Annotated in this window: 21 protein-coding genes and 1 tRNA gene; 14 read left to right on the top strand and 8 right to left on the bottom strand. The window is 72.4% G+C overall.

Annotation, left to right across the window (positions count from 1 at the left end):
• The first annotated feature begins 13 nt into the window (after positions 1 to 13).
• Complete coding sequence (locus AB0K17_RS14880; protein WP_365966425.1) at positions 14 to 544, top strand: NUDIX hydrolase; 531 nt, start codon at positions 14 to 16, stop codon at positions 542 to 544.
• Between the two features lie 55 nt (positions 545 to 599).
• Here AB0K17_RS14880 and AB0K17_RS14875 read toward each other — a convergent pair whose 3' ends face one another.
• Together AB0K17_RS14875 and AB0K17_RS14870 are read right to left on the bottom strand one after the other, a co-directional pair.
• Positions 600 to 860, bottom strand: coding sequence for a hypothetical protein (locus AB0K17_RS14875; RefSeq protein ID WP_365966426.1), 261 nt, complete (start codon positions 858 to 860; stop codon positions 600 to 602).
• Between the two features lie 166 nt (positions 861 to 1026).
• Positions 1027 to 1884, bottom strand: a complete 858-nt coding sequence (locus AB0K17_RS14870) for a 3-hydroxybutyryl-CoA dehydrogenase (RefSeq protein WP_365966427.1) — start codon at positions 1882 to 1884, stop codon at positions 1027 to 1029.
• 175 nt (positions 1885 to 2059) lie between these two features.
• Here AB0K17_RS14870 and AB0K17_RS14865 point away from each other — a divergent pair, with 175 nt between their 5' ends.
• On the top strand, positions 2060 to 3307 hold the full coding sequence (locus AB0K17_RS14865; protein ID WP_365966428.1) for a family 10 glycosylhydrolase: 1248 nt from the start codon (positions 2060 to 2062) through the stop codon (positions 3305 to 3307).
• A gap of 4 nt (positions 3308 to 3311) precedes the next feature.
• Here the strand turns inward: AB0K17_RS14865 and AB0K17_RS14860 are convergent, their stop codons facing one another.
• On the bottom strand, positions 3312 to 3512 hold the full coding sequence (locus AB0K17_RS14860) for a DUF1918 domain-containing protein (protein ID WP_365966429.1): 201 nt from the start codon (positions 3510 to 3512) through the stop codon (positions 3312 to 3314).
• Positions 3513 to 3605: 93 nt separating this feature from the next.
• The gene (locus tag AB0K17_RS14855; protein ID WP_365983152.1) at positions 3606 to 4526 is read right to left on the bottom strand and encodes a DMT family transporter; all 921 of its coding nucleotides are present in this window, start codon (positions 4524 to 4526) and stop codon (positions 3606 to 3608) included.
• On the opposite strand from AB0K17_RS14855, the gene AB0K17_RS14850 reads away from it, so the two are divergent.
• Positions 4525 to 5964, top strand: a complete 1440-nt coding sequence (locus AB0K17_RS14850) for a PLP-dependent aminotransferase family protein (protein WP_365983151.1) — start codon at positions 4525 to 4527, stop codon at positions 5962 to 5964. The genes AB0K17_RS14855 and AB0K17_RS14850 overlap by 2 nt on opposite strands.
• A gap of 134 nt (positions 5965 to 6098) precedes the next feature.
• On the top strand, positions 6099 to 7226 hold the full coding sequence (locus AB0K17_RS14845) for an acyltransferase (protein ID WP_365983150.1): 1128 nt from the start codon (positions 6099 to 6101) through the stop codon (positions 7224 to 7226).
• A 172-nt stretch (positions 7227 to 7398) separates the two neighbouring features.
• Here AB0K17_RS14845 and AB0K17_RS14840 read toward each other — a convergent pair whose 3' ends face one another.
• Positions 7399 to 7551 (bottom strand): hypothetical protein, encoded by a 153-nt coding sequence (locus AB0K17_RS14840; RefSeq protein ID WP_365983149.1) that lies wholly within the window; start codon positions 7549 to 7551, stop codon positions 7399 to 7401.
• 420 nt (positions 7552 to 7971) lie between these two features.
• Here AB0K17_RS14840 and argC point away from each other — a divergent pair, with 420 nt between their 5' ends.
• From argC to AB0K17_RS14815, 5 genes are all read left to right on the top strand, one after another.
• Positions 7972 to 9003, top strand: a complete 1032-nt coding sequence (gene argC / locus AB0K17_RS14835) for an N-acetyl-gamma-glutamyl-phosphate reductase (protein ID WP_365966434.1) — start codon at positions 7972 to 7974, stop codon at positions 9001 to 9003.
• An 88-nt stretch (positions 9004 to 9091) separates the two neighbouring features.
• Entirely contained in the window at positions 9092 to 10243 is a 1152-nt protein-coding gene (gene argJ, locus AB0K17_RS14830; protein WP_365966435.1) for a bifunctional glutamate N-acetyltransferase/amino-acid acetyltransferase ArgJ, read from the top strand.
• A complete protein-coding gene (gene argB, locus AB0K17_RS14825; protein ID WP_365966436.1) occupies positions 10240 to 11217 on the top strand; it encodes an acetylglutamate kinase in 978 nt (325 codons plus the stop codon). Before argJ ends, argB begins: the two co-directional genes overlap by 4 nt.
• Positions 11214 to 12419, top strand: coding sequence for an acetylornithine transaminase (locus AB0K17_RS14820; RefSeq protein WP_365966437.1), 1206 nt, complete (start codon positions 11214 to 11216; stop codon positions 12417 to 12419). The genes argB and AB0K17_RS14820 overlap by 4 nt, the downstream gene beginning before the upstream one ends.
• A gap of 8 nt (positions 12420 to 12427) precedes the next feature.
• Positions 12428 to 12970 carry an arginine repressor gene (locus AB0K17_RS14815; protein WP_365966438.1) on the top strand — a complete coding sequence of 181 codons (543 nt, stop codon included), beginning with the start codon at positions 12428 to 12430 and terminating at the stop codon, positions 12968 to 12970.
• 122 nt (positions 12971 to 13092) lie between these two features.
• Here the strand turns inward: AB0K17_RS14815 and AB0K17_RS14810 are convergent.
• Both AB0K17_RS14810 and AB0K17_RS14805 read right to left on the bottom strand, forming a co-directional pair.
• Positions 13093 to 13166, bottom strand: a tRNA-Pro gene (locus AB0K17_RS14810).
• Positions 13167 to 13262: 96 nt separating this feature from the next.
• Positions 13263 to 13805 carry a Uma2 family endonuclease gene (locus AB0K17_RS14805; protein WP_365966454.1) on the bottom strand — a complete coding sequence of 181 codons (543 nt, stop codon included), beginning with the start codon at positions 13803 to 13805 and terminating at the stop codon, positions 13263 to 13265.
• A 182-nt stretch (positions 13806 to 13987) separates the two neighbouring features.
• Between AB0K17_RS14805 and AB0K17_RS14800 the strand changes: the two genes are divergently transcribed.
• From AB0K17_RS14800 to AB0K17_RS14780, 5 genes are all read left to right on the top strand, one after another.
• Positions 13988 to 15181: an argininosuccinate synthase gene (locus AB0K17_RS14800; RefSeq protein WP_365966439.1), complete on the top strand. Its 1194-nt coding sequence runs from the start codon at positions 13988 to 13990 to the stop codon at positions 15179 to 15181.
• Positions 15178 to 16605 carry an argininosuccinate lyase gene (argH, locus tag AB0K17_RS14795; RefSeq protein ID WP_365983148.1) on the top strand — a complete coding sequence of 476 codons (1428 nt, stop codon included), beginning with the start codon at positions 15178 to 15180 and terminating at the stop codon, positions 16603 to 16605. The genes AB0K17_RS14800 and argH overlap by 4 nt, the downstream gene beginning before the upstream one ends.
• 68 nt (positions 16606 to 16673) lie before the next feature.
• Entirely contained in the window at positions 16674 to 17222 is a 549-nt protein-coding gene (locus tag AB0K17_RS14790) for a helix-turn-helix domain-containing protein (RefSeq protein ID WP_365983147.1), read from the top strand.
• The gene (locus AB0K17_RS14785; protein ID WP_365966442.1) at positions 17219 to 18772 is read left to right on the top strand and encodes an MFS transporter; all 1554 of its coding nucleotides are present in this window, start codon (positions 17219 to 17221) and stop codon (positions 18770 to 18772) included. Before AB0K17_RS14790 ends, AB0K17_RS14785 begins: the two co-directional genes overlap by 4 nt.
• A 216-nt stretch (positions 18773 to 18988) precedes the next feature.
• Positions 18989 to 19819, top strand: a complete 831-nt coding sequence (locus AB0K17_RS14780) for an alpha/beta fold hydrolase (protein WP_365966443.1) — start codon at positions 18989 to 18991, stop codon at positions 19817 to 19819.
• Positions 19820 to 19840: 21 nt separating this feature from the next.
• Here the strand turns inward: AB0K17_RS14780 and AB0K17_RS14775 are convergent, their stop codons facing one another.
• Positions 19841 to 20518: a lysophospholipid acyltransferase family protein gene (locus tag AB0K17_RS14775; protein WP_365966444.1), complete on the bottom strand. Its 678-nt coding sequence runs from the start codon at positions 20516 to 20518 to the stop codon at positions 19841 to 19843.
• Positions 20519 to 20617: the final 99 nt, after the last annotated feature.

Below are 20617 nucleotides of genomic sequence, written 5' to 3'. Positions count from 1 at the left end.
AGGTGGCACACACGTGCGTTGGAAGAATCTCAAGGAGCTGACCGTCTACGAGAACCGCTGGTTCCAGGTCAATCTCGCCGACGTCGAGCTCCCCGACGGCCGCCATCTCGACCACTTCCTCATCCGGCTGCGGCCCGTCGCCGTGGCCACCGTGGTCAACGCGGCCAACGAGGTCCTGCTGCTGTGGCGGCACCGGTTCATCACCGACAACTGGGGCTGGGAGCTCGCGGCCGGCGTGGTCGAGGACGGCGAGGACGTCGCGTGCGCCGCGGCCCGGGAGATGGAGGAGGAGACCGGCTGGCGGCCGGGACCGCTCAAGCACCTGATGTCCGTGGAGCCGTCGAACGGGCTCACCGATGCCCGGCACCACATCTACTGGGCCGACGAGGCGGAGTACATCGGTGACCCGGAGGACGGCTTCGAGTCGGACCGCCGCGAGTGGGTGCCGCTGAAGCTGGTGCCGGACCTCATTGCCCGCGGCGAGGTCCCGGCCGCCAACATGGCGGCGGCGCTGTTGCTGCTGCATCACATTCGGCTGGGCTGATCGTTTGCCCGCGGGCCGTTCGTGGCTGGTCGCGCAGTTCCCCGCGCCCTTGGGACTACCGCCCAACGGCGGCCTGCCAGACGGCCAGCGCCAGCGCAGCGACACCCGTCAGGGCCGCCAGCGACGGCAGGGGCCACCGCGCGTGCTCCAGAGCGCGAACGCGCTCCGTCACGTCGGTGAGGTCACGTTCCGCCTGTTCGCTGCGCTGCGTGAGGAGGGCCAGATGCCCGTCGATGCGTACGACGCCGACATCGAGGCTGCGGCGGAGCTCCGCGAGCTCTGCCGACCTGGCGGCGTGCCCGGGATCGATGGTCACGGTGCGTACCCCTTCCGAAGAGTCCGTGCGTGGTGCCGATGAGGCGAGTCAACCGCGCGGAGCGACGGAACGGGAGCGTGTGCGGGTGGAATGTGCGGGTCACCGGTGCACACCCCGTGTGAAGGCGGGGGTGCGCCGGTGACCCGGTGTGTCCGACGGGGTCGGCTCAGTAGGTGTAGAAGCCGGAGCCGCTCTTGCGACCGAGGCGGCCGGCGTCGACCATGCGCTGCAGCAGCGGGGGAGCGGCGTACAGCGGCTCCTTGTACTCCGTGTACATGCTGTCGGCCACCGAGGCGACCGTGTCGAGGCCGATGAGGTCGGCCAGCTTGAGCGGGCCCATGGGGTGGGCGCAGCCCAGCTCCATGCCGTTGTCGATGTCCTCGCGGCTGGCCATGCCCGACTCGAACATCCGGATCGCGGACAGCAGGTAGGGGATGAGCAGGGCGTTGACGACGAAGCCCGAGCGGTCCTGGGCGCGGATGGCGTGCTTGCCCAGCACCTTGCCGACCAGGGCCTCGGCGCGCCGCAGGGTCTCCTCGCCGGTGGTCAGGGCGGGGATCAGCTCGACGAGCTGCTGCACGGGGGCGGGGTTGAAGAAGTGGATGCCGAGCACCTGGTCGGGGCGGGAGGTGGCCACGGCCAGCTTGACGAGCGGGATGGAGGAGGTGTTCGAGGCCAGGATGGCGTCGGGCCGGGTGACCACCTGGTCGAGGACCTGGAAGATCTCCGTCTTGACCTGCTCGTTCTCCACGACGGCCTCGATGACGAGGTCGCGGTCGGCGAATTCGCCGAGGTCGGTGGTGAAGCTCAGGCGGTCCAGGGCCGCGTCGCGCTCCTCCTCGGTGATCTTGCCGCGTTCGGCGGCCCGGCTCAGGGAGGTGGTCAGGCGGGTCCGGCCCAGCTCCAGCGCCTCGCCGGTGGTCTCCGCGACCTTGACCTCCAGCCCGGCGCGGGCGCACACCTCCGCGATGCCCGCGCCCATCTGGCCGCAGCCCACCACTCCGACGCGTTCGATGTCGGTCACCACATCGTGCCTTTCGCTGATCTTGTCGACCGGCGGGTGGCCGAAGGTCGTCCGGCAGCCGCCTTTGGAAAAGACGTTACTCCGCGGGGCGCGGTGCGCAGGGTGCCGGGTCGGGCATGCTCTGTTCGAACCGATGTGACTCACGTGACAACTACAGGAGAGGACGTGGCCGCATATGGGGCGTATGAGCCGAAGAGGGTTCACGGTGGCCGCCGCGACCGCGATGACGGCGATGCTGGCGAGCGGTGAGGCGGTCGCGCTCGGCGCCCCGGAGGGGAGCGGACGTACGGCGCCGCGGCGGGAGTTCCGCGGGATGTGGGCGGCGACGGTCGTCAACGTCGACTGGCCGTCCAGGCCGGGCCTGCCGCCCGAACGACAACGGGCGGAGCTGCTGGCCCTGTTCGACGCGGCGGTGGCCCGGCGGCTGAACGCCGTCCTGCTGCAGATCCGCCCGACGGCCGACGCCTTCTGGCCCTCGCGCTACGAGCCCTGGTCGGAGTACCTGACCGGCACTCAGGGCCGCTCGCCCGGCTGGGATCCGCTGGCCTTCGCGGTGCGCGAGGCGCACAAGCGCCGCCTGGAACTGCACGGTTGGTTCAACCCGTACCGCATCGCCAACCACACCGACCCCGGCCGCCTGGTGCCCGCCCATCCGGCCCGGGTGCACCCCGAGTGGGTGGTGCCCTACGGCGGCAAGCTCTACTACAACCCCGGCCTGCCCGAGGTGCGCCGCTTCGTGCAGGACGCGATCCTCGACGCCGTGTGGCGCTACGACCTCGACGGCGTGCACTTCGACGACTACTTCTACCCCTATCCCGTGGCCGGGCAGACCTTCGACGACACGCTCGCCTGGCAGCGCTACGGCCACGGCTTCCCCGACCGGGCCGCCTGGCGCCGCGACAACATCGACCGCCTGATCCGGGAGACCGGCCGCCGCATCAAGCAGCGCAAGCGGCACGTGCGCTTCGGCGTCAGCCCCTTCGCCGTCTGGCGCAACCGCACCACCGACCCGCGCGGCTCGGACACCCGGGCGGGCGTGCAGACCTACGACGACCTGCATGCGGACACGCGCACCTGGGTCCGCGAGGGCTGGATCGACTACATCGTGCCGCAGTGCTACTGGCACATCGGCTTCCCGGCCGCCGACTACGCCCGCCTCGTGCCGTGGTGGGCCGAGACCGTGCGCGGCACGGGCGTGCAGCTGTACATCGGCGAGGCGCTGTACCGGGCGGGCGACCCGGCGCAGCCGGCCCCCTGGCAGGACGTGGCCGAGCTCTCCCGGCACCTGACGCTGGCCCGCAGGCACCCCGAGGTGCTCGGCAACGTCTACTTCTCCGCCAAGAACGTGGTCGCGGACCCCATCGGCGCGATGGCGCGCGTGGTGCGGGACCACTACCCGCACCGCGCGCGGCCACCGCGCTGAGCGGCTACTGGTGCCCGGACCCCTTGCGGTGGTCCACCACGGAGTCCGGACCGGGGGACATGATCGTCTCGTGCCCGTTCTCCGCGCGGACGCGGTAGGGAGGGTTCCCCTTCGGGCCCAGCACCTCCACGATCTCCACGACGTGGTCCTGCTGGCCGACCACCCGGCCGTGCACGACCAACCGGTCGCCCTTGCTCGCATGCATCGGCGGTGCCCCTTCCGTCAGACACGTCCTGTCGGTCTCTGTCCAGCCTAGGGCGAGCGGCGGTGCGCAGCGCGTCCGCGGACGGGCGGATCCTCACGAATCCGCGCGCTGGGTCACCACGATGCACACCAGCACCGCCACCGCGGCCAGCGGCGCGGCCGGCGTCAGGTGCTCGCCCAGGAGGGTGACGGACCACAGCAGGGTCAGCAGTGGCTGGGCCAGCTGCAGCTGCCCCGCCCGGGCCACCCCGATCATGGCCATCCCGCGGTACCAGACGGCCATGCCCAGCAGCGTGGAGCCGCCGACGGCCCACAGCAGCCCGGCCACGCTGCGCCCGGTCAGGTGCACCGGCTCGGCCCACAGCGCCGCGCCCGCGCCCACGGCGGCCAGTGGCAGGCAGGCCGCCGCCGCCCAGCACACCACCTGCCAGCCGGGCATCGCCCGGGCCAGCCGGCCGCCCTCGGCGTAGCCGGCCGCGCACACCACCAGGGCCACCAGGAGGTAGAGGTCGGCGGTGGTGGGTGCGCCGCCGCTCTGCTGCAGGGCGAAGCCGGCCACGACGGCCGCGCCCGCCAGGGCCGCCGCCCAGAAGGTCCGCGAGTGCCGGGTACGGAAGCGCACCGCCGCGTACGCCGCCGTGGTCAGGGGCAGCAGGCCCACCACCACCGCGGCGTGCGCGGTCGAGGAGGTGTGCAGCGCGAGCGAGGTCAGCAGGGGATAGCCGAGGAACACCCCGCCGGCGACCACCGCGAACGGCCCCCAATGCCGGCGGTCGGGCACCGGCGCGCGGGTGACGAGCAGGACGACGACCGAGGCGGCGCCGGCCAGCGCGGCGCGCCAGGCCGCCACCGACCAGGGGCCGAGGCCCTCCATGGCCCAGGAGATGGAGGGGAAGGTGAAGGAGAACGCGACCACGCCGAGTGCGGCCAGCAGCGTGCCGGCCCGCACTCCGGGGGCGGCGGTGCTGCGCACCGCTATCGCGTCGGGGTGAATAGCGCTATCTTGTACTGTCATGCGAGACAGTAGCACCGTGGCGGAACTGGCAGGCTTCCTGCGAAAAGAGCTCGACCGCTACTCAGTAGGGGAGAAGCTGCCGTCCAGCCGGGCCCTCGTCGAACGCTTCCGGGCCAGCCCGGTCACCGTCTCCCGGGCCCTGGCCGTCCTCGCCGCCGAGGGCCTGGTCGTCACCCGCCCCGGCGCCGGGGCCTTCCGCGCCGCACCCCGCCCGGCCGCCGTGCGCCCCGCCGACACCCAGTGGCAGCACGTCGCCCTCAGCGCCGAGACGGGGGAGGAGGCGGTGCCGCGGTCCGTGGACTCCTCCGGAGTGCTGCCCTTCCTCGCCGAACCGCCGGCCGGCGTCATCGAGCTCAGCGGCGGCTACCTCCACCCCGGCCTGCAGCCCGAGCGCGAACTGGCCGCCGCCCTCGCCCGCGCCGGCCGCCGCCCCGGCGCCTGGGGCCGCCCGCCCCTGGAAGGCCTGCACGACCTGCGGGCCTGGTTCGCCCGCGAGATCGGCGGCCCCGGCGGCACCCTCGCCCCCTCCGACGTACTGATCACCGCGGGCGGTCAGAGCGCCCTCGCCGTCGCCCTGCGCGCCCTCGCCCCGCCCGGCGCCCCCGTCCTGGTGGAGTCGCCCACCTACCCCGGCATGCTCGCCGCCGCCCGCGCCTTCGGGCTGCGCCCGGTACCCGTGCCCACGGACGGCCACGGGGTGCGCCCCGACCTGCTCGCCGAGGCGTTCCGCGCCAGCGGCGCCCGCGTCTTCGTCTGCCAGCCCCTGCACCAGAACCCCACCGGCACCGTGCTCGCCGCCGACCGCCGCCGCGAGGTCCTGCGCATCGCCCGCGCCGCGGGCGCCTTCGTCGTCGAGGACGACTTCGCCCGCCGCCTCGCCCACGAGGACGCCCCGCCGCTGCCCGCGACGCTGGCCGCCGAGGACCCCGAGGGCGTCGTCGTCCACGTCTGCTCGCTGACCAAGTTCACCTCGCCCAGCCTGCGCGTCGGCGCCCTCGCCGCCCGCGGACCGGTCCTGGAACGCCTGAAGGCCATCCAGATCGTCGACAGCTTCTTCGTCGCCCGCCCCCTGCAGGAGGCCGCCCTGGAACTGGTCGGCTCGCCCTCCTGGGCCCGGCACCGGCGCGCCCTCGCCGCCGAGCTGCGCTCCCGCCGGGAGACGCTGCTGACCGAACTGGCCCGGCAGCTCCCCGAGTTCACGCCCGAGTTCGTGCCGCCCGGCGGCTTCCACGTCTGGGTCCGGCTGCCCGACGGCACCGACGAGGTCGCCCTGGCCGCCGCCGCGCTGCGCGCCGGCGTCGCCGTCACGGCGGGCCGCGCCTTCTACGCCGCCGAATCCCCCGCCCCCCACCTGCGCCTGTGCTTCGCGGCAGCGGCGGGCGCCGGCGAACTGGTCGAAGGGGTACGCCGGCTGGCCCTGGCCCACGCGGGCCGGTGACGCCCAACCCGTACCCGTACCCGTAGTACCTGGGAGCCACCCGCAACATGGCTCCCTGGCGGGGCGCCGGCCGCACGGCCGGCTTCCTACCTTCCGTACCGCACTCGAACGTCCGGTACGGAAAGGACCCCGCCGTGCGCGAACTCGTCCGGCGCATCGACGCCGCCACCCCGCCCGGCCGCGACCGGGCCCTGGACGCCGTGCGCGCGTGGGGCATCCTCGGCGTGGTGCTCGGCCACTGGCTGGTCACCGCCCTGGTCGCCGACGGCGGCACGCTGCACGGCGCCAGCCCCCTGCAGCACCAGCCGCGCCTGGTGCCGCTCTCCTGGATCTTCCAGACCCTCGCCCTGTTCTTCCTCGTCAGCGGCCAGGTCGCCGCGACCGGGTACGCCCGCGCCCGCGAGCGCGGCACGTCGTACCGGCAGTGGATGGGGGCCCGCACGGCCCGCCTGGCGCGACCGGTCGCCGTGCTGCTGGTGGTCTGGGGCGTCGCCGCGTCGGCCATGGCGGCCGGCGGGGTGGATGCGCAGACCCTACGGACCCTGCTGGACCTGGTCCTCTCGCCGCTGTGGTTCCTGCTGGTCCTGACGGGCCTGACGGCGGCGACGCCCCTGGTGGCCCGGCTGCACCCGCTGTGGCCCCTGCTCGTCGTCGCGCTCGTGGACCTGGTGCGGTTCGCACTCGGCGGCCCGGCCTGGCCCGGCTGGCTCACCGTGGCGGCCGGCTGGCTCGTGCCGTACTGCCTGGGCGCCGCCCGCGCCCGGGGCCGGCTGTCCGGGCGGGCGACCGGCTGGACGCTGCTGATCGGCGGTGCGGCCACCACCGTCGCGCTGGTGCTGTGGGCCGGCTACCCGGCCTCCATGGTGGGCGTGCCGGGCGCGGCCGTCTCCAACCTCAACCCGCCCACCCTGGCGGCCGTCGCCTTCGGTGCGGCCCAGTGCGGGGCCGCCCTGCTGCTGCTCGGCCCGCTGCGCCGCGCCCTGCGCCGGCCCGCCGTGTGGGCGGCGGTGGCCCTGCCCAACCTGCGCGCGATGACGGTCTTCCTGTGGCACCAGACGGCCATGATGGCCGTCACCCTCCTCGGCCTGCTCGCCGCCGGGCCGCTGCCCGGACTGCACACCGCACCGGACGGCGCCGCCTGGGTGCTCGCCCGCCTGCTGTGGCTGCCGGTGTTCGCCCTCGCCCTGCTGGGCTGCTGGGCCGTGTTCCGTTCGTACGAGCTCCGCGGCGCCCTGCGCGGCCTCCGTTTGCGGCGGCTGTGACTGAGCGCGACAGATGGCGGTGAACGGCAACTTCGATGGGTGGCCGGGGGGGCGGACGGGCCCCCGACGACTCGCACCAGCAGTCCCCGCGTGCTCGTGGCGAGCCGTGTTCCGGTCTGGGGACTCTCGACCTAACGACGCTGCCTGGGCCGCCGGGCCCTCGGATGGTGCTTCAACGTTCCTGCCCGTACTCGTTGTCCTTGTCGCCAGCGTCCTGCAGCTGCTGGGCGTTCTGCTGCTCCTCCGCGTCGTCCTTGCCATCCTGGTCTGAGAACAGCTGCCTTTTGAGCTTCTGCTGCTCCTGGTACTCGCTGTTCATGCTCATGGTGATGTCCTCCTTGACGTTCGCTTCCCCCGCCTCCGACTCCAGGAACTCACGATCCGGGCGATTCGGCGCTCGCCACTCGGCATCCGGGTGACACGAGCGAGATGGGCGCCGGCCGGACCGGGATACGGTCACAGACCTCTCGCCCAGGAACGTCCTGAACCTGACCGCAGAAGTCCAGGACGGTCAGCGTGCGGCGCTCGGCCAGGCTCTCGAAGCCGTGCCCGCGGCTCGTCGCCCCCCGGCGCGGTCAGCTCGTCGAACGCACAGCGGTGAGACCGCACGCACTCCGGACCAGGCCCCGTCATGCCCCCAGCACACCGCGTGCAACATCACGAGAACGCCGGGTGGGTTCCGAAAAGCTCATTGCATAGATCTGCTGCTGCTTGTATATTCATGCTATCACGGAGGAGGACACCGATGACGGCGATACGGGCGGCAGTGGCCGGAGCGAGCGGATACGCGGGCGGCGAGGTGCTGCGCCTGCTGCTGGGGCACCCCCGCATCAGCATCGGCGCGCTCACCGGCAACTCCCGGGCCGGCCAGGCGCTCGGCACGCTCCAGCCCCACCTGCCGGCACTCGCCGACCGGATCCTGGAGCCGACCGACATCACGGCGCTCGCCGGACACGACGTCGTCTTCCTCGCCCTCCCGCACGGCCACTCCGCGGCCGTCGCCGCCGAACTCGGCGAGGACGTGCTCGTCGTCGACTGCGGCGCGGACTTCCGGCTGAAGGACGCCGGCCAGTGGGAGCGCTTCTACGGCACCCCGCACGCCGGCACCTGGCCCTACGGACTGCCCGAGCTGCCCGGCGCGCGCGCCGCACTGCGCGGCGCCCGGCGCATCGCCGTGCCCGGCTGCTACCCCACCGCCGTCACCCTCGCGCTCTTCCCCGCGTACGCCGCCGGCCTCGCCGCACCCGAGGCCGTGATCGTCGCGGCGTCCGGCACCTCCGGGGCCGGCAAGGCCGCCAAGGAACACCTGCTCGGCAGCGAGGTCATGGGCTCCATGAGCCCCTACGGCGTGGGCGGAGGCCACCGCCACACCCCCGAGATGAGCCAGAACCTCACCGCCGTCGCCGGCGAGGAGGTCACCGTCTCCTTCACCCCCACCCTGGCCCCCATGTCCCGCGGCATCCTCGCCACCTGCAGCGCCAAGGCCCGGCCGGGCGTGAGCGCCGGCGACGTACGGCAGGCGTACGCCAAGGCGTACGGGGACGAGCCGTTCGTCCACCTGCTGCCCGAGGGCCGCTGGCCGGCCACCGCCGCCGTCCAGGGCGCCAACACCGCCCTCGTCCAGGTGGCGCTCGACGAGGCCGCCGGCCGCATCGTCGCCGTCAGCGCCATCGACAACCTCACCAAGGGCACCGCCGGCGGCGCGGTGCAGAGCATGAACATCGCCCTCGGCCTCCCGGAGGAGCTGGGACTGCCGGCGAACGGGGTGGCGCCATGAGCATGCGCCGGGCGCTCGCCACCCTCCTGGCACGGCTCGCGCCGTGCCCGGCCCCCCAGGACACGACGACGGACAAGGAGCATCACCAGTGAGCGTCACGGCAGCCAAGGGCTTCACGGCGGCGGGCATCGCCGCCGGAATCAAGGACAGCGGCAGCCCCGACCTGGCCCTCGTGGTCAACCAGGGCCCCCGCCTGGCCGCCGCGGGCGTCTTCACCGCCAACCGCGTCAAGGCCGCACCCGTCCTGTGGTCCCAGCAGGTGCTCAAGGGAGGCCGGGTCTCCGCCGTCGTCCTCAACTCCGGCGGTGCCAACGCCTGCACCGGCCCCGCGGGCTTCCAGGACACCCACGCCACCGCCGAGAAGGCCGCGGCCGTCCTCGGCCACAGTGCCGCGGAGATCGCCGTCGCCTCCACCGGCCTGATCGGCGTCCGGCTGCCCATGGACGCCCTCCTGCCCGGCATCGAGAAGGCCGCCGCCGAACTGTCCGCCCACGGCGGCGAGAAGGCCGCCATCGCCATCAAGACCACCGACACCGTGCACAAGACCGCCGTCGCCGAGGGCGACGGCTGGACGGTCGGCGGCATGGCCAAGGGCGCGGGCATGCTCGCACCGGGCCTCGCCACCATGCTCGTCGTCCTGACCACCGACGCCGACGTCGAGGCCGCCGGACTGGACGCCGCCCTGCGCGCCGCCACCCGCACCACCTTCGACCGCGTCGACTCCGACGGCTGCATGTCCACCAACGACACCGTCCTGCTGCTGGCCTCCGGCGCCTCCGGCATCACCCCCGAGGCCGGCGCCTTCGCCGAGGCCGTACGCACCGTGTGCGACGACCTGGCCCGCCAGCTGATCGGCGACGCCGAGGGCGCCAGCAAGGACATCCGCATCGAGGTCGTCGGCGCCGCCACCGAGGACGACGCGGTCGAGGTCGGCCGGTCCATCGCCCGCAACAACCTCCTCAAGTGCGCCCTGCACGGCGAGGACCCCAACTGGGGCCGGGTGCTGTCCGCCATCGGCACCACCTCCGCCGCCTTCGACCCCGACAAGCTCAATGTCGCCATCAACGGGGTCTGGGTCTGCCGCGACGGCGCCGCCGGCGAGGACCGCGACCTGGTCGACATGCGCTACCGGGAAGTGCGCATCACCGCCGACCTGGCCGAGGGCACCGAGTCCGCGGTCATCTGGGCCAACGACCTGACCGCCGACTACGTCCACGAGAACAGCGCGTACTCCTCATGACCACGACCGACGCGACCACGACCGACGCGACCACGACCGACGCGACCACGACCGATGCAGCGGGGACGACCCGCAAGCACACCGCCCTGCCCAAGGCGCGCACCCTCGTCGAGGCCCTGCCCTGGCTCACCCGCCACCACGGCAAGACCGTCGTCATCAAGTTCGGCGGCAACGCCATGGTCGACGAGGAGCTCAAGGCCGCCTTCGCCCAGGACGTCGTCTTCCTGCGCCACGCCGGCCTCAAGCCCGTCGTCGTGCACGGCGGCGGCCCCCAGATCAGCGCCCACCTCGACCGGCTGGGCATCCCCTCCGAGTTCAAGGCCGGGCTGCGGGTGACCACGCCCGAGGCGATGGACGCCGTCCGCATGGTGCTCGCCGGCCAGGTGCAGCGCGAACTCGTCGGCCTGCTCAACCGGCACGGCCCCCTCGCCGTCGGCCTCACCGGCGAGGACGCCCACCTGATGACGGCCGTCCAGCACTACGCCCACGTCGACGGCGAACGCGTCGACATCGGGCGGGTCGGCGAGATCAGCGCCATCGACACCGGAGCGGTCACCGCGCTCCTCGACGACGGCCGCATCCCCGTCATCTCCTCCATCGCGGGCGGCGCCGACGGCGTCTACAACGTCAACGCCGACACGGCCGCCGCCGCGCTCGCCGCCGCCCTCGGCGCCGAGACCCTCATGGTCCTCACCGACGTCGAGGGCCTGTACGCCGACTGGCCGCACAGCGACGAGGTCATCAGCCAGCTCACCGCCGGCGAACTCGAGCGGCTGCTGCCCGAGCTGTCCAGCGGCATGGTGCCCAAGATGCAGGGCTGCCTGCACGCCGTGCGCAACGGCGTCACCACCGCGCGCGTGATAGACGGACGGGTCCAGCACGCGATCCTTCTGGAGATCTTCACCGACGAGGGCATCGGCACCATGGTCGTGCCGGACCCCGAGCCCATGGCTGCGCAGCAGGAGGACGCATGAGCAACGCCGACCTGACCACGCGCTGGCAGGGCGCGCTCATGGACAACTACGGCACCCCCCGCATCCCGCTCGTGCGCGGCGAGGGCAGCACCGTGTGGGACGCCGACGGCAAGCGCTACCTCGACTTCGTCGGCGGCATCGCCGTCAACGCCCTCGGCCACGCCCATCCCGCGATCGTCCGGGCCGTCTCCGACCAGATCGCCACCCTCGGCCACGTCTCCAACCTCTTCTGCGCCGAACCCACCGTCCGCCTCGCCGAACGCCTGCTGGAACTCGCCGGCCGCCCCGGCCGCGTCTACTTCGCCAACTCCGGCGCCGAGGCGATCGAGGCCGCCTTCAAGATCGGCCGGCGCACGGGCCGGACCCACATGGTGGCCGCGAGCGGCGGCTTCCACGGCCGCACCCTCGGCGCCCTCGCCCTGACCGGCCAGCCCGCCAAGCAGGAGCCCTTCCTGCCGCTGCCCGGCGACGTCACGCACGTGCCGTACGGCGACGCCGACGCGCTGCGCGCCGCCGTCACGCCCGACACCGCGCTGGTCGTGCTGGAACCGGTGCAGGGCGAGAACGGCGTCGTGGTCCCCCCGGCGGGCTACCTGGCCGCCGCCCGCGAGATCACCACGCGGACGGGGACGCTGCTGGTCCTGGACGAGATCCAGACAGGTGTGGGCCGCACCGGACACTGGTTCGAGCACCTCGCCCAGGGCGTGCAGCCCGACGTCGTCACCCTCGCCAAGGGCCTCGGCGGCGGCCTGCCCATCGGCGCCACCCTCGCCTTCGGGCCCGCCGCCGACCTGCTGACACCTGGTCAGCACGGGTCGACCTTCGGCGGCAACCCCGTTGCCTGCGCCGCCGCCCTCGCCGTCCTCGACACCCTGGCCGCCGACGGCGTCCTCGACCACGTCAAGCGCGTGGGCGCGCTGCTGCGTGACGGAATCACGGCCCTCGGCCACCCGCTGGTCGACCACGTCCGTGGTACAGGCCTGCTGCTGGGTATTGTCCTTGACGAGCCCCTCGCACCGCAGGTGCAGCAGGCGGCCCAGGAAGCCGGCCTGCTGGTGAACGCGGTCGCGCCCGACGTGGTGCGGCTGGCCCCGCCGCTGATCCTCACCGAGGACGAGGCGGAGACGTTCTGCCGGGCGTTGCCGGGCGTCCTGGACGCCGCCGGGGGAGGGGCACACGGGGAACGACGATCCGGAGACTGACGAAAAAGATGACCGAGGCGCAGGAGACCGAGCCGGTCCACGGCGGACAGGCCGTGCCGCAGACCCGCACCGCACGCCACCGCCGGATCGTGGACATCCTCGGCCGGCAGGCCGTCCGGTCGCAGAGCCAGCTCGCCCGGCTGCTCGCCGAGGACGGACTGTCCGTCACCCAGGCCACCCTCTCCCGTGACCTCGACGAACTGGGCGCCGTCAAGATCCGCAACACGGGCGGCGAACTGATCTACGCGGTCCCCTCCGAGGGCGGTGACCGCACCCCGCGCGCCCCCCTCGGCGAATCCGCCACCGAGGCCCGCATGGCCCGCCTGGCCGGCGAGCTCCTCATCTCCGCGGAGGCCTCGGCCAACCTCGTGGTCCTGCGCACGCCCCCGGGCGCCGCCCAGTTCTTCGCCTCGGCCATCGACCAGGCGGGCGTGCACGAGATCATCGGCACGATCGCCGGCGACGACACCGTCCTGCTCATCAGCCGCGACCCCACCGGCGGCCAGGCCCTGGCGGACCACCTGCTGCGCCTGGCCCAGAAGGAACGCTGAACCACGCCGAGGGCTCCGGACCGCGAACCGCGGACCGGAGCCCTCGGTGCATGGTCCCCGTCAACGGAAAGAAGCCCCTGACCTGCGGTTTCCCGCAGGTCAGGGGCTTCTTTCGCACCGTGTCGGGACGGCGGGATTTGAACCCACGACCCCTTGACCCCCAGTCAAGTGCGCTACCAAGCTGCGCCACGTCCCGGTGCCGCGTCCCTCCGGGCGTTTCTTCCCGGTGGGGCGTGCAGGAAGAAAATATCCTGTTCCGCGCTGTGATCCAAATCGGGGGGTCCGGTGGGGGTCAGCTGCGGCGCTTGAAGGTGTCCGTAGGGATGGTGATCTCGCGACCGTTGGCCAGGCGGAGGGTGATGGTGTCGCCGTACTTGTACGTCTCACGGGACGCGAAGGCGTCGTTCTTGGGCCTGGTGAGCAGGTCGCATTCGCCGCGGAACGGGTCGATGATCAGGTACAGAGGAACGCCGAAATGGGCGTATTGCCGCACCTTGATCGCGTAGTCGTTCTTGTCGTTCCTCGACGAGACGATCTCGATCGCCGCCAGAAGGTCCTCGTAGGTGAACGGGTCCGTGGCGTCGTCCTCGACGATCGACACGTCCGGGCAGCGATCGGGTTCTCCGGGGAAGGCGAACTCCACGTCGGAGAAGACGCGGTCTCGCCGCACGCCGGACGCCACGGCGGCGTCGCGGACGTCGAAGATGGTCAGGCTCTGCACGCTGCTCCGCGGCGTCATGATGATCCGGTCCCCCACGGCTTCGATCTTGAAGCCCTTTATCACCGACGCTGCACGGTCGATGGCGTTGTGCAGCCGCTCGGTTTGCACGGTCATGGACAACCTCCCTGGCTGGGCCCATCGATAGTCGCCTCGTAGTCCGGCCTGCCGACATCCACTCGTGACCGATTCACTCTCACGCGCTATTGACGAAACATACGGCGGGGCGCATAGTTATACCTATCAGCGCATGGCAGCACCAGCGCAGCGCACACGCACCGCACCGTGAGGAGAACCCCGTGACCGAGCGCGTCGTACTCGCCTACTCCGGCGGCCTTGACACCTCCGTCGCCATCGGCTGGATCGCCGAGGAGACGGGCGCCGAGGTCATCGCCGTCGCCGTGGACGTCGGCCAGGGCGGCGAGGACCTCGACGTCATCCGCAAGCGCGCGCTCGCCTGCGGGGCGGTCGAGGCCGAGGTCGCGGATGCCAAGGACGAGTTCGCCGAGGAGTACTGCCTGCCGGCGATCAAGGCCAACGCCCTGTACATGGACCGGTACCCGCTGGTCTCCGCCCTCTCGCGGCCCACCATCGTCAAGCACCTGGTCGCCGCCGCGCACAAGCACGGTGCGAGCATCGTGGCGCACGGCTGCACCGGCAAGGGCAACGACCAGGTGCGGTTCGAGGCGGGCATCTCCTCGCTGGCGCCGGAGCTGAAGTGCATCGCCCCCGTCCGGGACTACGCCATGACCCGGGACAAGGCGATCGCCTTCTGCGAGGCCAAGGGCCTGCCGATCGCGACGACCAAGAAGTCGCCGTACTCCATCGACCAGAACGTCTTCGGGCGGGCCGTGGAGACCGGCTTCCTGGAGGACATCTGGAACGCCCCGATCGAGGACGTCTACGACTACACCGCCAACCCCGCCACCCCCCGGGACCCCGACGAGGTGGTCATCACCTTCGACAAGGGTGTCCCCGTGGCGATCGACGGCAAGGCCGTCACCGTCCTGCAGGCCATCCAGCAGCTCAACGACCGGGCCGGTGCCCAGGGCGTCGGGCGGATCGACATGGTCGAGGACCGGCTGGTGGGCATCAAGTCGCGGGAGATCTACGAGGCGCCCGGCGCCATCGCGCTGATCACCGCGCACCAGGAGCTGGAGAGCGTCACGGTCGAGCGCGAGCTCGCCCGCTTCAAGCGGCAGGTCGAGCAGCGGTGGAGCGAGCTGGTCTACGACGGCCTGTGGTTCTCCCCGCTCAAGCGGGCCCTGGACGGCTTCATCGCCGAGGCCAACGAGCACGTCAGCGGCGACATCCGGATGACCCTGCACGGCGGCCGGGCCACGGTGACGGGCCGGAAGTCGGCGCAGTCGCTGTACGACTTCAACCTCGCCACCTACGACACGGGCGACACCTTCGACCAGTCCATGTCCAAGGGCTTCATCGAGATCTTCGGCCTGTCGTCGAAGATCGCGGCCAAGCGGGACCTGGCGTGAGCGAGCAGCAGGAGGTACGCCTGTGGGGCGGCCGGTTCGCCGACGGGCCGGCCGAGGCCCTGGCGAAGCTGTCGGCCTCCGTCCACTTCGACTGGCGGCTCGCCCCGTACGACATCGCCGGCTCCCGGGCCCACGCCCGGGTGCTGCACAAGGCCGGGCTGCTGACGGACGACGAGCTCACCCGCATGATCGAGGGGCTGGGGCTGCTGGAGGCCGATGTGGCCGCCGGCACCTTCACCGGCACCGTCGCCGACGAGGACGTGCACACCGCCCTGGAGCGCGGTCTGCTGGAGCGGCTGGGCCCGGAGCTGGGCGGCAAGCTGCGGGCGGGGCGTTCGCGCAACGACCAGGTGGCCACGCTCTTCCGGATGTACCTGCGCGACCACGCCCGCATCATCGGTGCTCTGATCGCCGACCTGCAGGAGGCGCTGGTGGGCCTGGCCCAGGCGCACGCGGACGTGGCCATGCCCGGGCGTACGCACCTGCAGCACGCCCAGCCGGTCCTCTTCGCGCACCACGTGCTCGCGCACGTGCAGGCGCTGTCGCGGGACGCCGAGCGGCTGCGGCAGTGGGACGAGCGGACGGCCGTCTCGCCGTACGGTTCGGGTGCGCTGGCGGGCAGCAGCCTCGGGCTGGACCCGGAGGCGGTCGCCGCCGACCTCGGCTTCGAGCGCGGCAGCGCGGGCAACTCGATCGACGGCACGGCCGCGCGGGACTTCGTGGCCGAGTTCGCCTTCATCACGGCGATGATCGGCGTCGACCTGTCGCGGATCGCGGAGGAGGTCATCATCTGGAACACGAAGGAGTTCTCCTTCGTGACCCTGCACGACGCCTTCTCCACCGGCTCGTCGATCATGCCGCAGAAGAAGAACCCCGACATCGCCGAGCTGGCGCGCGGCAAGTCGGGCCGGCTGATCGGCAACCTGACCGGGCTGCTGGCCACCCTCAAGGCCCTGCCGCTGGCGTACAACCGCGATCTGCAGGAGGACAAGGAGCCGGTCTTCGACTCCTGCGACCAGCTGGAGGTCCTGCTGCCGGCCTTCACCGGGATGATGGCGACCCTCATCGTCCACCGCGAGCGCATGGAGGAGCTGGCCCCGGCCGGTTTCTCGCTGGCCACCGACATCGCCGAGTGGCTGGTGCGCCGGGGCGTGCCGTTCCGGGTGGCGCACGAGGTCGCCGGCGCCTGCGTCAAGGAGTGCGAGGCGCGCGGCATCGAGCTGGACGAGCTGAGCGACGAGCAGTTCGCGGCGATCTCCCCGCACCTGACGCCCGAGGTCCGCTCGGTGCTGAACGTGCCGGGCGCGCTCGCCTCCCGCAGCGGCCGCGGCGGCACGGCGCCCTCGGCGGTGGCGGTGCAGTTGCAGGAGGTCAAGGCGGACCTCGCGGTGCAGCGTGCGTGGGCGGAGGCCCGGAGGGGCTGATCCCCCGACCGTGTGACATCGATGACCCGATTGAGACATCCATGTCTCATTCGGGTTATCGTTGTTGCATGAGCCTCGACAGAGCACGCGTACTGAAGGAGGCTGCCGCCCTGCTCAGCCGCAAGGGCACCGCCTCCATGGACGAGATCGCCAAGGCGGCCGGAATCAGCCGGGCCACCCTCCACCGCCACTTCGCCGGGCGCGACGCGCTCGTACGGGCCCTGGAGCAGCTGGGCATCGAGCAGTTCGAGCAGGCCCTGGAGCGGGCGCGGCTGGAGGAGGGGGACGCCGCCGAGGCGTTGCGCCGCCTGGTGGTGTGCGCCGAGCCCGTCGCGGGGCTGCTGTCCTTCCTCTACACCGAGAACCAGCTCTTCGAGCTCGAGGTCAACGAGGGCTGGAACCGCCTGGACGCCCGGGTCCAGGCGCTGTTCCTGCGCGGCCAGGAGGAGGGCGCCTTCCGGGTGGACCTCTCACCCGCCTGGCTCACCGACGCGCTGTACGGGCTGATCGCCTCCGGCGCATGGGCCGTGCACGATGGGCGGGTGGCCGCCAAGGACCTCACGCGCGTGATCTGCGAGCTGCTGCTGGGCGGCGCTCGGCGGAGGGCGGAGCGATGAGCGGCGAGATCGGCACCGCCGCCCGCGGTGAGCGCCACGACGCCCGCGAGCGCCGGCCGGGGCGCTGGCTGGCCCTGGCGGTCCTGGCCCTGGCCGTGCTGCTGGTCGCCGTCGACGCCACCGTCCTGGGCCTGGCCACCCCCTTCCTCAGCGAGGACCTGCGCCCCACGGGCACGCAGCTGCTGTGGATCGGCGACGTGTACTCCTTCGTCATCGCCGGTCTGCTGGTGTCCATGGGCAGCCTCGGCGACCGCATCGGCCGCAAGCGGCTGCTGCTGTGCGGCGCGGTGGCCTTCGGCGCGGTCTCCGTGCTGAACGCCTACGCCTCCAGCCCCGAGATGATGATCGCTGCCCGGGCCCTGCTGGGGGTGGCGGGCGCGACGCTGATGCCCTCGACCCTGGCCCTGATCCGAAACATCTTCACCGACCCGCAGGAGCGCAGCCTGGCCATCGGCATCTGGGGTGCCATGGCCTCCGCGGGCGCCGCCGTCGGCCCGGTGGTGGGCGGCTTCCTGCTGGAGAACTTCTGGTGGGGCTCGGTCTTCCTGATCAACCTGCCCGTGATGGCCGTGCTCGTCCTCGTCGGCATCAAGCTCCTGCCGGAGTCCAAGGACCCCGCGCCGGGGCCGTGGGACCTGCCGAGCGTGCTGCTGTCCATGGCCGGCATCGTGGCGGTGGTCTACGCGATCAAGGAGGGTGCCACGCACGGGCTGTCGTGGCAGGTCGCCGGCGTGGCCGCGTGCGGCGTGCTGGCCCTGACCGGCTTCGTCCGGCGGCAGCTCTCGCTGGACGCACCGCTGCTGGACATGCGGCTCTTCCATCACCGGGGCTTCTCCGCCGCGGTTCTGGCGGACCTGCTGACGGTGCTGGGGCTGTCGGGGATGGTCTTCTTCCTCTCCCAGTTCCTCCAGCTCGTCCAGGACCGCAGTCCGCTGGAGGCCGGCCTGGCCGAGCTGCCGGCGGCCATCGGCGCGGTGACGGCCGGCCTGCTCGCGGGCCAGGCCGCCCGCCGGTGGTCGGTGCGCTCGGTGGTGGCCGGCGGGCTGGGCGCGATCGGGCTGGCGCTGGCGGCGCTGATGTGGCTGAGCGCGGGCACCGACTACCCGGTGCTCGGGGCGGTGCTGCTCTTCGTCGGTGTCGGGGCGGGCCTGTCGTTCACCGTCACCGCCGATGTGATCCTCTCCAGCGTGCCCAAGGAGCAGGCCGGTTCGGCCGCGGCGGTCTCCGAGACGGCGTACGAGCTGGGTGCGGCGCTCGGCATCGCGGTGCTCGGCTCGATCGTCACCGGCATCTACCGGGACTTCACGGTGCCCGCCGGCATTCCGCCGGCCTCGGCCGCCGAGGCCCGTGAGTCCCTGGGCGGCGCCGTGGAGTCGGCGGGCGCCCTGCCGGCCGACCTGGGCGACGCGCTGCTGGGCTCGGCGCGCGACGCCTTCGTCGAGGGCCTGCGGATCGCCTCCGGCGTGGGCGCACTGGTGTTGCTGGCGACGGCCGTCGCGGCCTGGTTCCTGCTGCGCGGGCAGCGGCTGGAGGAAGGGTACGGCGGCTGAGCCGAACCGCGATGAGCGGCGCTCGGCTCAGCTGAGCAAACACCACAGGGGCCGGGGTGGGCAACCCCCGGTCCCTGTGATGTTTACCAGCCGGTAACTCTCTTGACGCGGTCCTGACGGCCCGGAGAGCATCACGCCACCGGTCGACAATGTCGAACGCGGTTCGTGACCACTCCTCCCCACTCGTGGCCCGTCCACGCGCCCGAAGGAACCCCCATGCGTCTGCGCACCACAGCCCGGCTCCTGGTCGCCGCGGCGGCGGCCGCCGCCCTGAGCCTGCTGGGCCCCACCGCCGCCCCCGCCTCCGCCTCCGTCCTGGACGTGCCGCCCTCGGGCGCCAACGACTGGTCCTGCAAGCCCGACTCGGCGCACCCGCAGCCCGTCGTCCTGGTCAACGGCACCTTCAAGCTCATGGCCGAGAACTGGGCGAAGCTCTCGCCGAAGCTCAAGGAGGCGGGCTACTGCGTCTTCGCCTTCAACTACGGCCGCCTGGAGACCGCCCCCGTTGCGCAGTCCGCCGCCGAACTGCGCGACTTCGTCGAGGCCGTGCGAGGCGCGACCGGCGCCGCCAAGGTCGACATCGTCGGCCACAGCCAGGGCGGCATGATGCCCCGCTACTACGTGAAGTTCCTCGGCGGCGCCGACAAGGTCGACGACCTCATCGGCATCGTGCCCTCCAACCACGGCACCAAGAACCCGCTGGCCATCCCCACCGGCTACACCTTCTGCCCCGCCTGCCTCGACCAGCGCTGGGGCTCGGACATGCTCGCCGAGCTCAACGAGGGCACCGAGACGCCGGCCGGCCCCGACTACACCGTCGTCACCACCCGCCACGACGAGGTCGTCATCCCCTACACCAGCGCCCTGCTGACCGGGCCCGCCGAGCACCTGACCAACGTCGTGCTCCAGGACACCTGCCCGCTCGACCCCTTCATGCACGACCAGGCCACCAAGGACCCGGTCGTCGCCCAGTGGGTCCTGAACGCCCTCGCACGCAAGGGCCCCGCCGATCCGGGCTTTGAGCCTCGGTGCTTCGGCGGGGCGTGACGCAAACTGCCGCGCGGCGCGTCAGGCGGCCTTGGCCTGGCGCGCCTTGGTGGCGTACATGTCGACGTACTCCTGGCCCGACAGGCGCATGACCTCGCTCATCACCTCGTCGGTGACGGCCCGCAGCACGTAGCGGTCGCGGTCCATGCCCTCGTAGCGGGCGAAGTCCAGCGGCTCGCCGAAGCGCACCGTCACCGGCGCGATGCGCGGCACGCCCTTGCCCGAGGGCTGCACCTTGTCGGTGCCGATCATCGCGAACGGCACCACGGGCGCCCCCGTCATCAGCGCCAGGCGCGCAATGCCCGTCCGGCCGCGGTACAGACGGCCGTCGGGGGAGCGGGTGCCCTCCGGGTAGATGCCGAAGATCTTGCCCTCCTCCAGCACCCGGCGGCCCGTCATCAGCGCGGCCACACCGCCGTTGCCGCCGTCCCGGTCGACCGGGATCATGCCGGAGGTGGTGAAGAACCAGGCCATCAGCCGGCCCTTGAGGCCCGTGCCCTTGACGTACTCGTCCTTGCCGATGAAGTACACCTGCCGCTCGACGACGAGCGAGAGGAACAGCGAGTCGATGAACGTCGTGTGGTTGCCCGCGAGGATGACCGGCCCGCTGCCGGGGATGTGCCGGGCCCCCTCCACCGTGGGGCGGTACAGGACGCGCATCAGCAGTCCGAGGAAAGCCTTGAGCAGGATGCGGGACAACGGACCCTCCGGTCGTGGTGTTCGGTCGGGCGCACACGGGCGCGGTCGAAGACGATACTCGCGGGTACCGTCGGTGCGCACACCTGGTTGACCGACTTG

The organism is Streptomyces sp. NPDC049585 (genome assembly GCF_040675615.1).
Classification (GTDB): domain Bacteria; phylum Actinomycetota; class Actinomycetes; order Streptomycetales; family Streptomycetaceae; genus Streptomyces; species Streptomyces luteosporeus.
Note: the sequence above shows the minus strand (reverse complement) of the source record. Positions and strands in the feature narration are given on the sequence as shown.

What these genes read in the sequence shown, in the direction of transcription:
- AB0K17_RS14865 (WP_365966428.1), top strand. Translation starts at nt 2,060, where the DNA reads ATGGGGCGTATGAGCCGAAGAGGGTTCACGGTGGCCGCCGCGACCGCG.
- argB (WP_365966436.1), top strand. Translation starts at nt 10,240, where the DNA reads ATGACCACGACCGACGCGACCACGACCGACGCGACCACGACCGACGCG.
- AB0K17_RS14785 (WP_365966442.1), top strand. Translation starts at nt 17,219, where the DNA reads ATGAGCGGCGAGATCGGCACCGCCGCCCGCGGTGAGCGCCACGACGCC.
- AB0K17_RS14780 (WP_365966443.1), top strand. Translation starts at nt 18,989, where the DNA reads ATGCGTCTGCGCACCACAGCCCGGCTCCTGGTCGCCGCGGCGGCGGCC.
- AB0K17_RS14820 (WP_365966437.1), top strand. Translation starts at nt 11,214, where the DNA reads ATGAGCAACGCCGACCTGACCACGCGCTGGCAGGGCGCGCTCATGGAC.
- AB0K17_RS14855 (WP_365983152.1), bottom strand. Translation starts at nt 4,526, where the DNA reads ATGACAGTACAAGATAGCGCTATTCACCCCGACGCGATAGCGGTGCGC.
- AB0K17_RS14805 (WP_365966454.1), bottom strand. Translation starts at nt 13,805, where the DNA reads ATGACCGTGCAAACCGAGCGGCTGCACAACGCCATCGACCGTGCAGCG.
- AB0K17_RS14840 (WP_365983149.1), bottom strand. Translation starts at nt 7,551, where the DNA reads ATGAGCATGAACAGCGAGTACCAGGAGCAGCAGAAGCTCAAAAGGCAG.
- AB0K17_RS14815 (WP_365966438.1), top strand. Translation starts at nt 12,428, where the DNA reads ATGACCGAGGCGCAGGAGACCGAGCCGGTCCACGGCGGACAGGCCGTG.
- argC (WP_365966434.1), top strand. Translation starts at nt 7,972, where the DNA reads ATGACGGCGATACGGGCGGCAGTGGCCGGAGCGAGCGGATACGCGGGC.
- AB0K17_RS14790 (WP_365983147.1), top strand. Translation starts at nt 16,674, where the DNA reads ATGAGCCTCGACAGAGCACGCGTACTGAAGGAGGCTGCCGCCCTGCTC.
- AB0K17_RS14850 (WP_365983151.1), top strand. Translation starts at nt 4,525, where the DNA reads ATGCGAGACAGTAGCACCGTGGCGGAACTGGCAGGCTTCCTGCGAAAA.
- AB0K17_RS14860 (WP_365966429.1), bottom strand. Translation starts at nt 3,512, where the DNA reads ATGCATGCGAGCAAGGGCGACCGGTTGGTCGTGCACGGCCGGGTGGTC.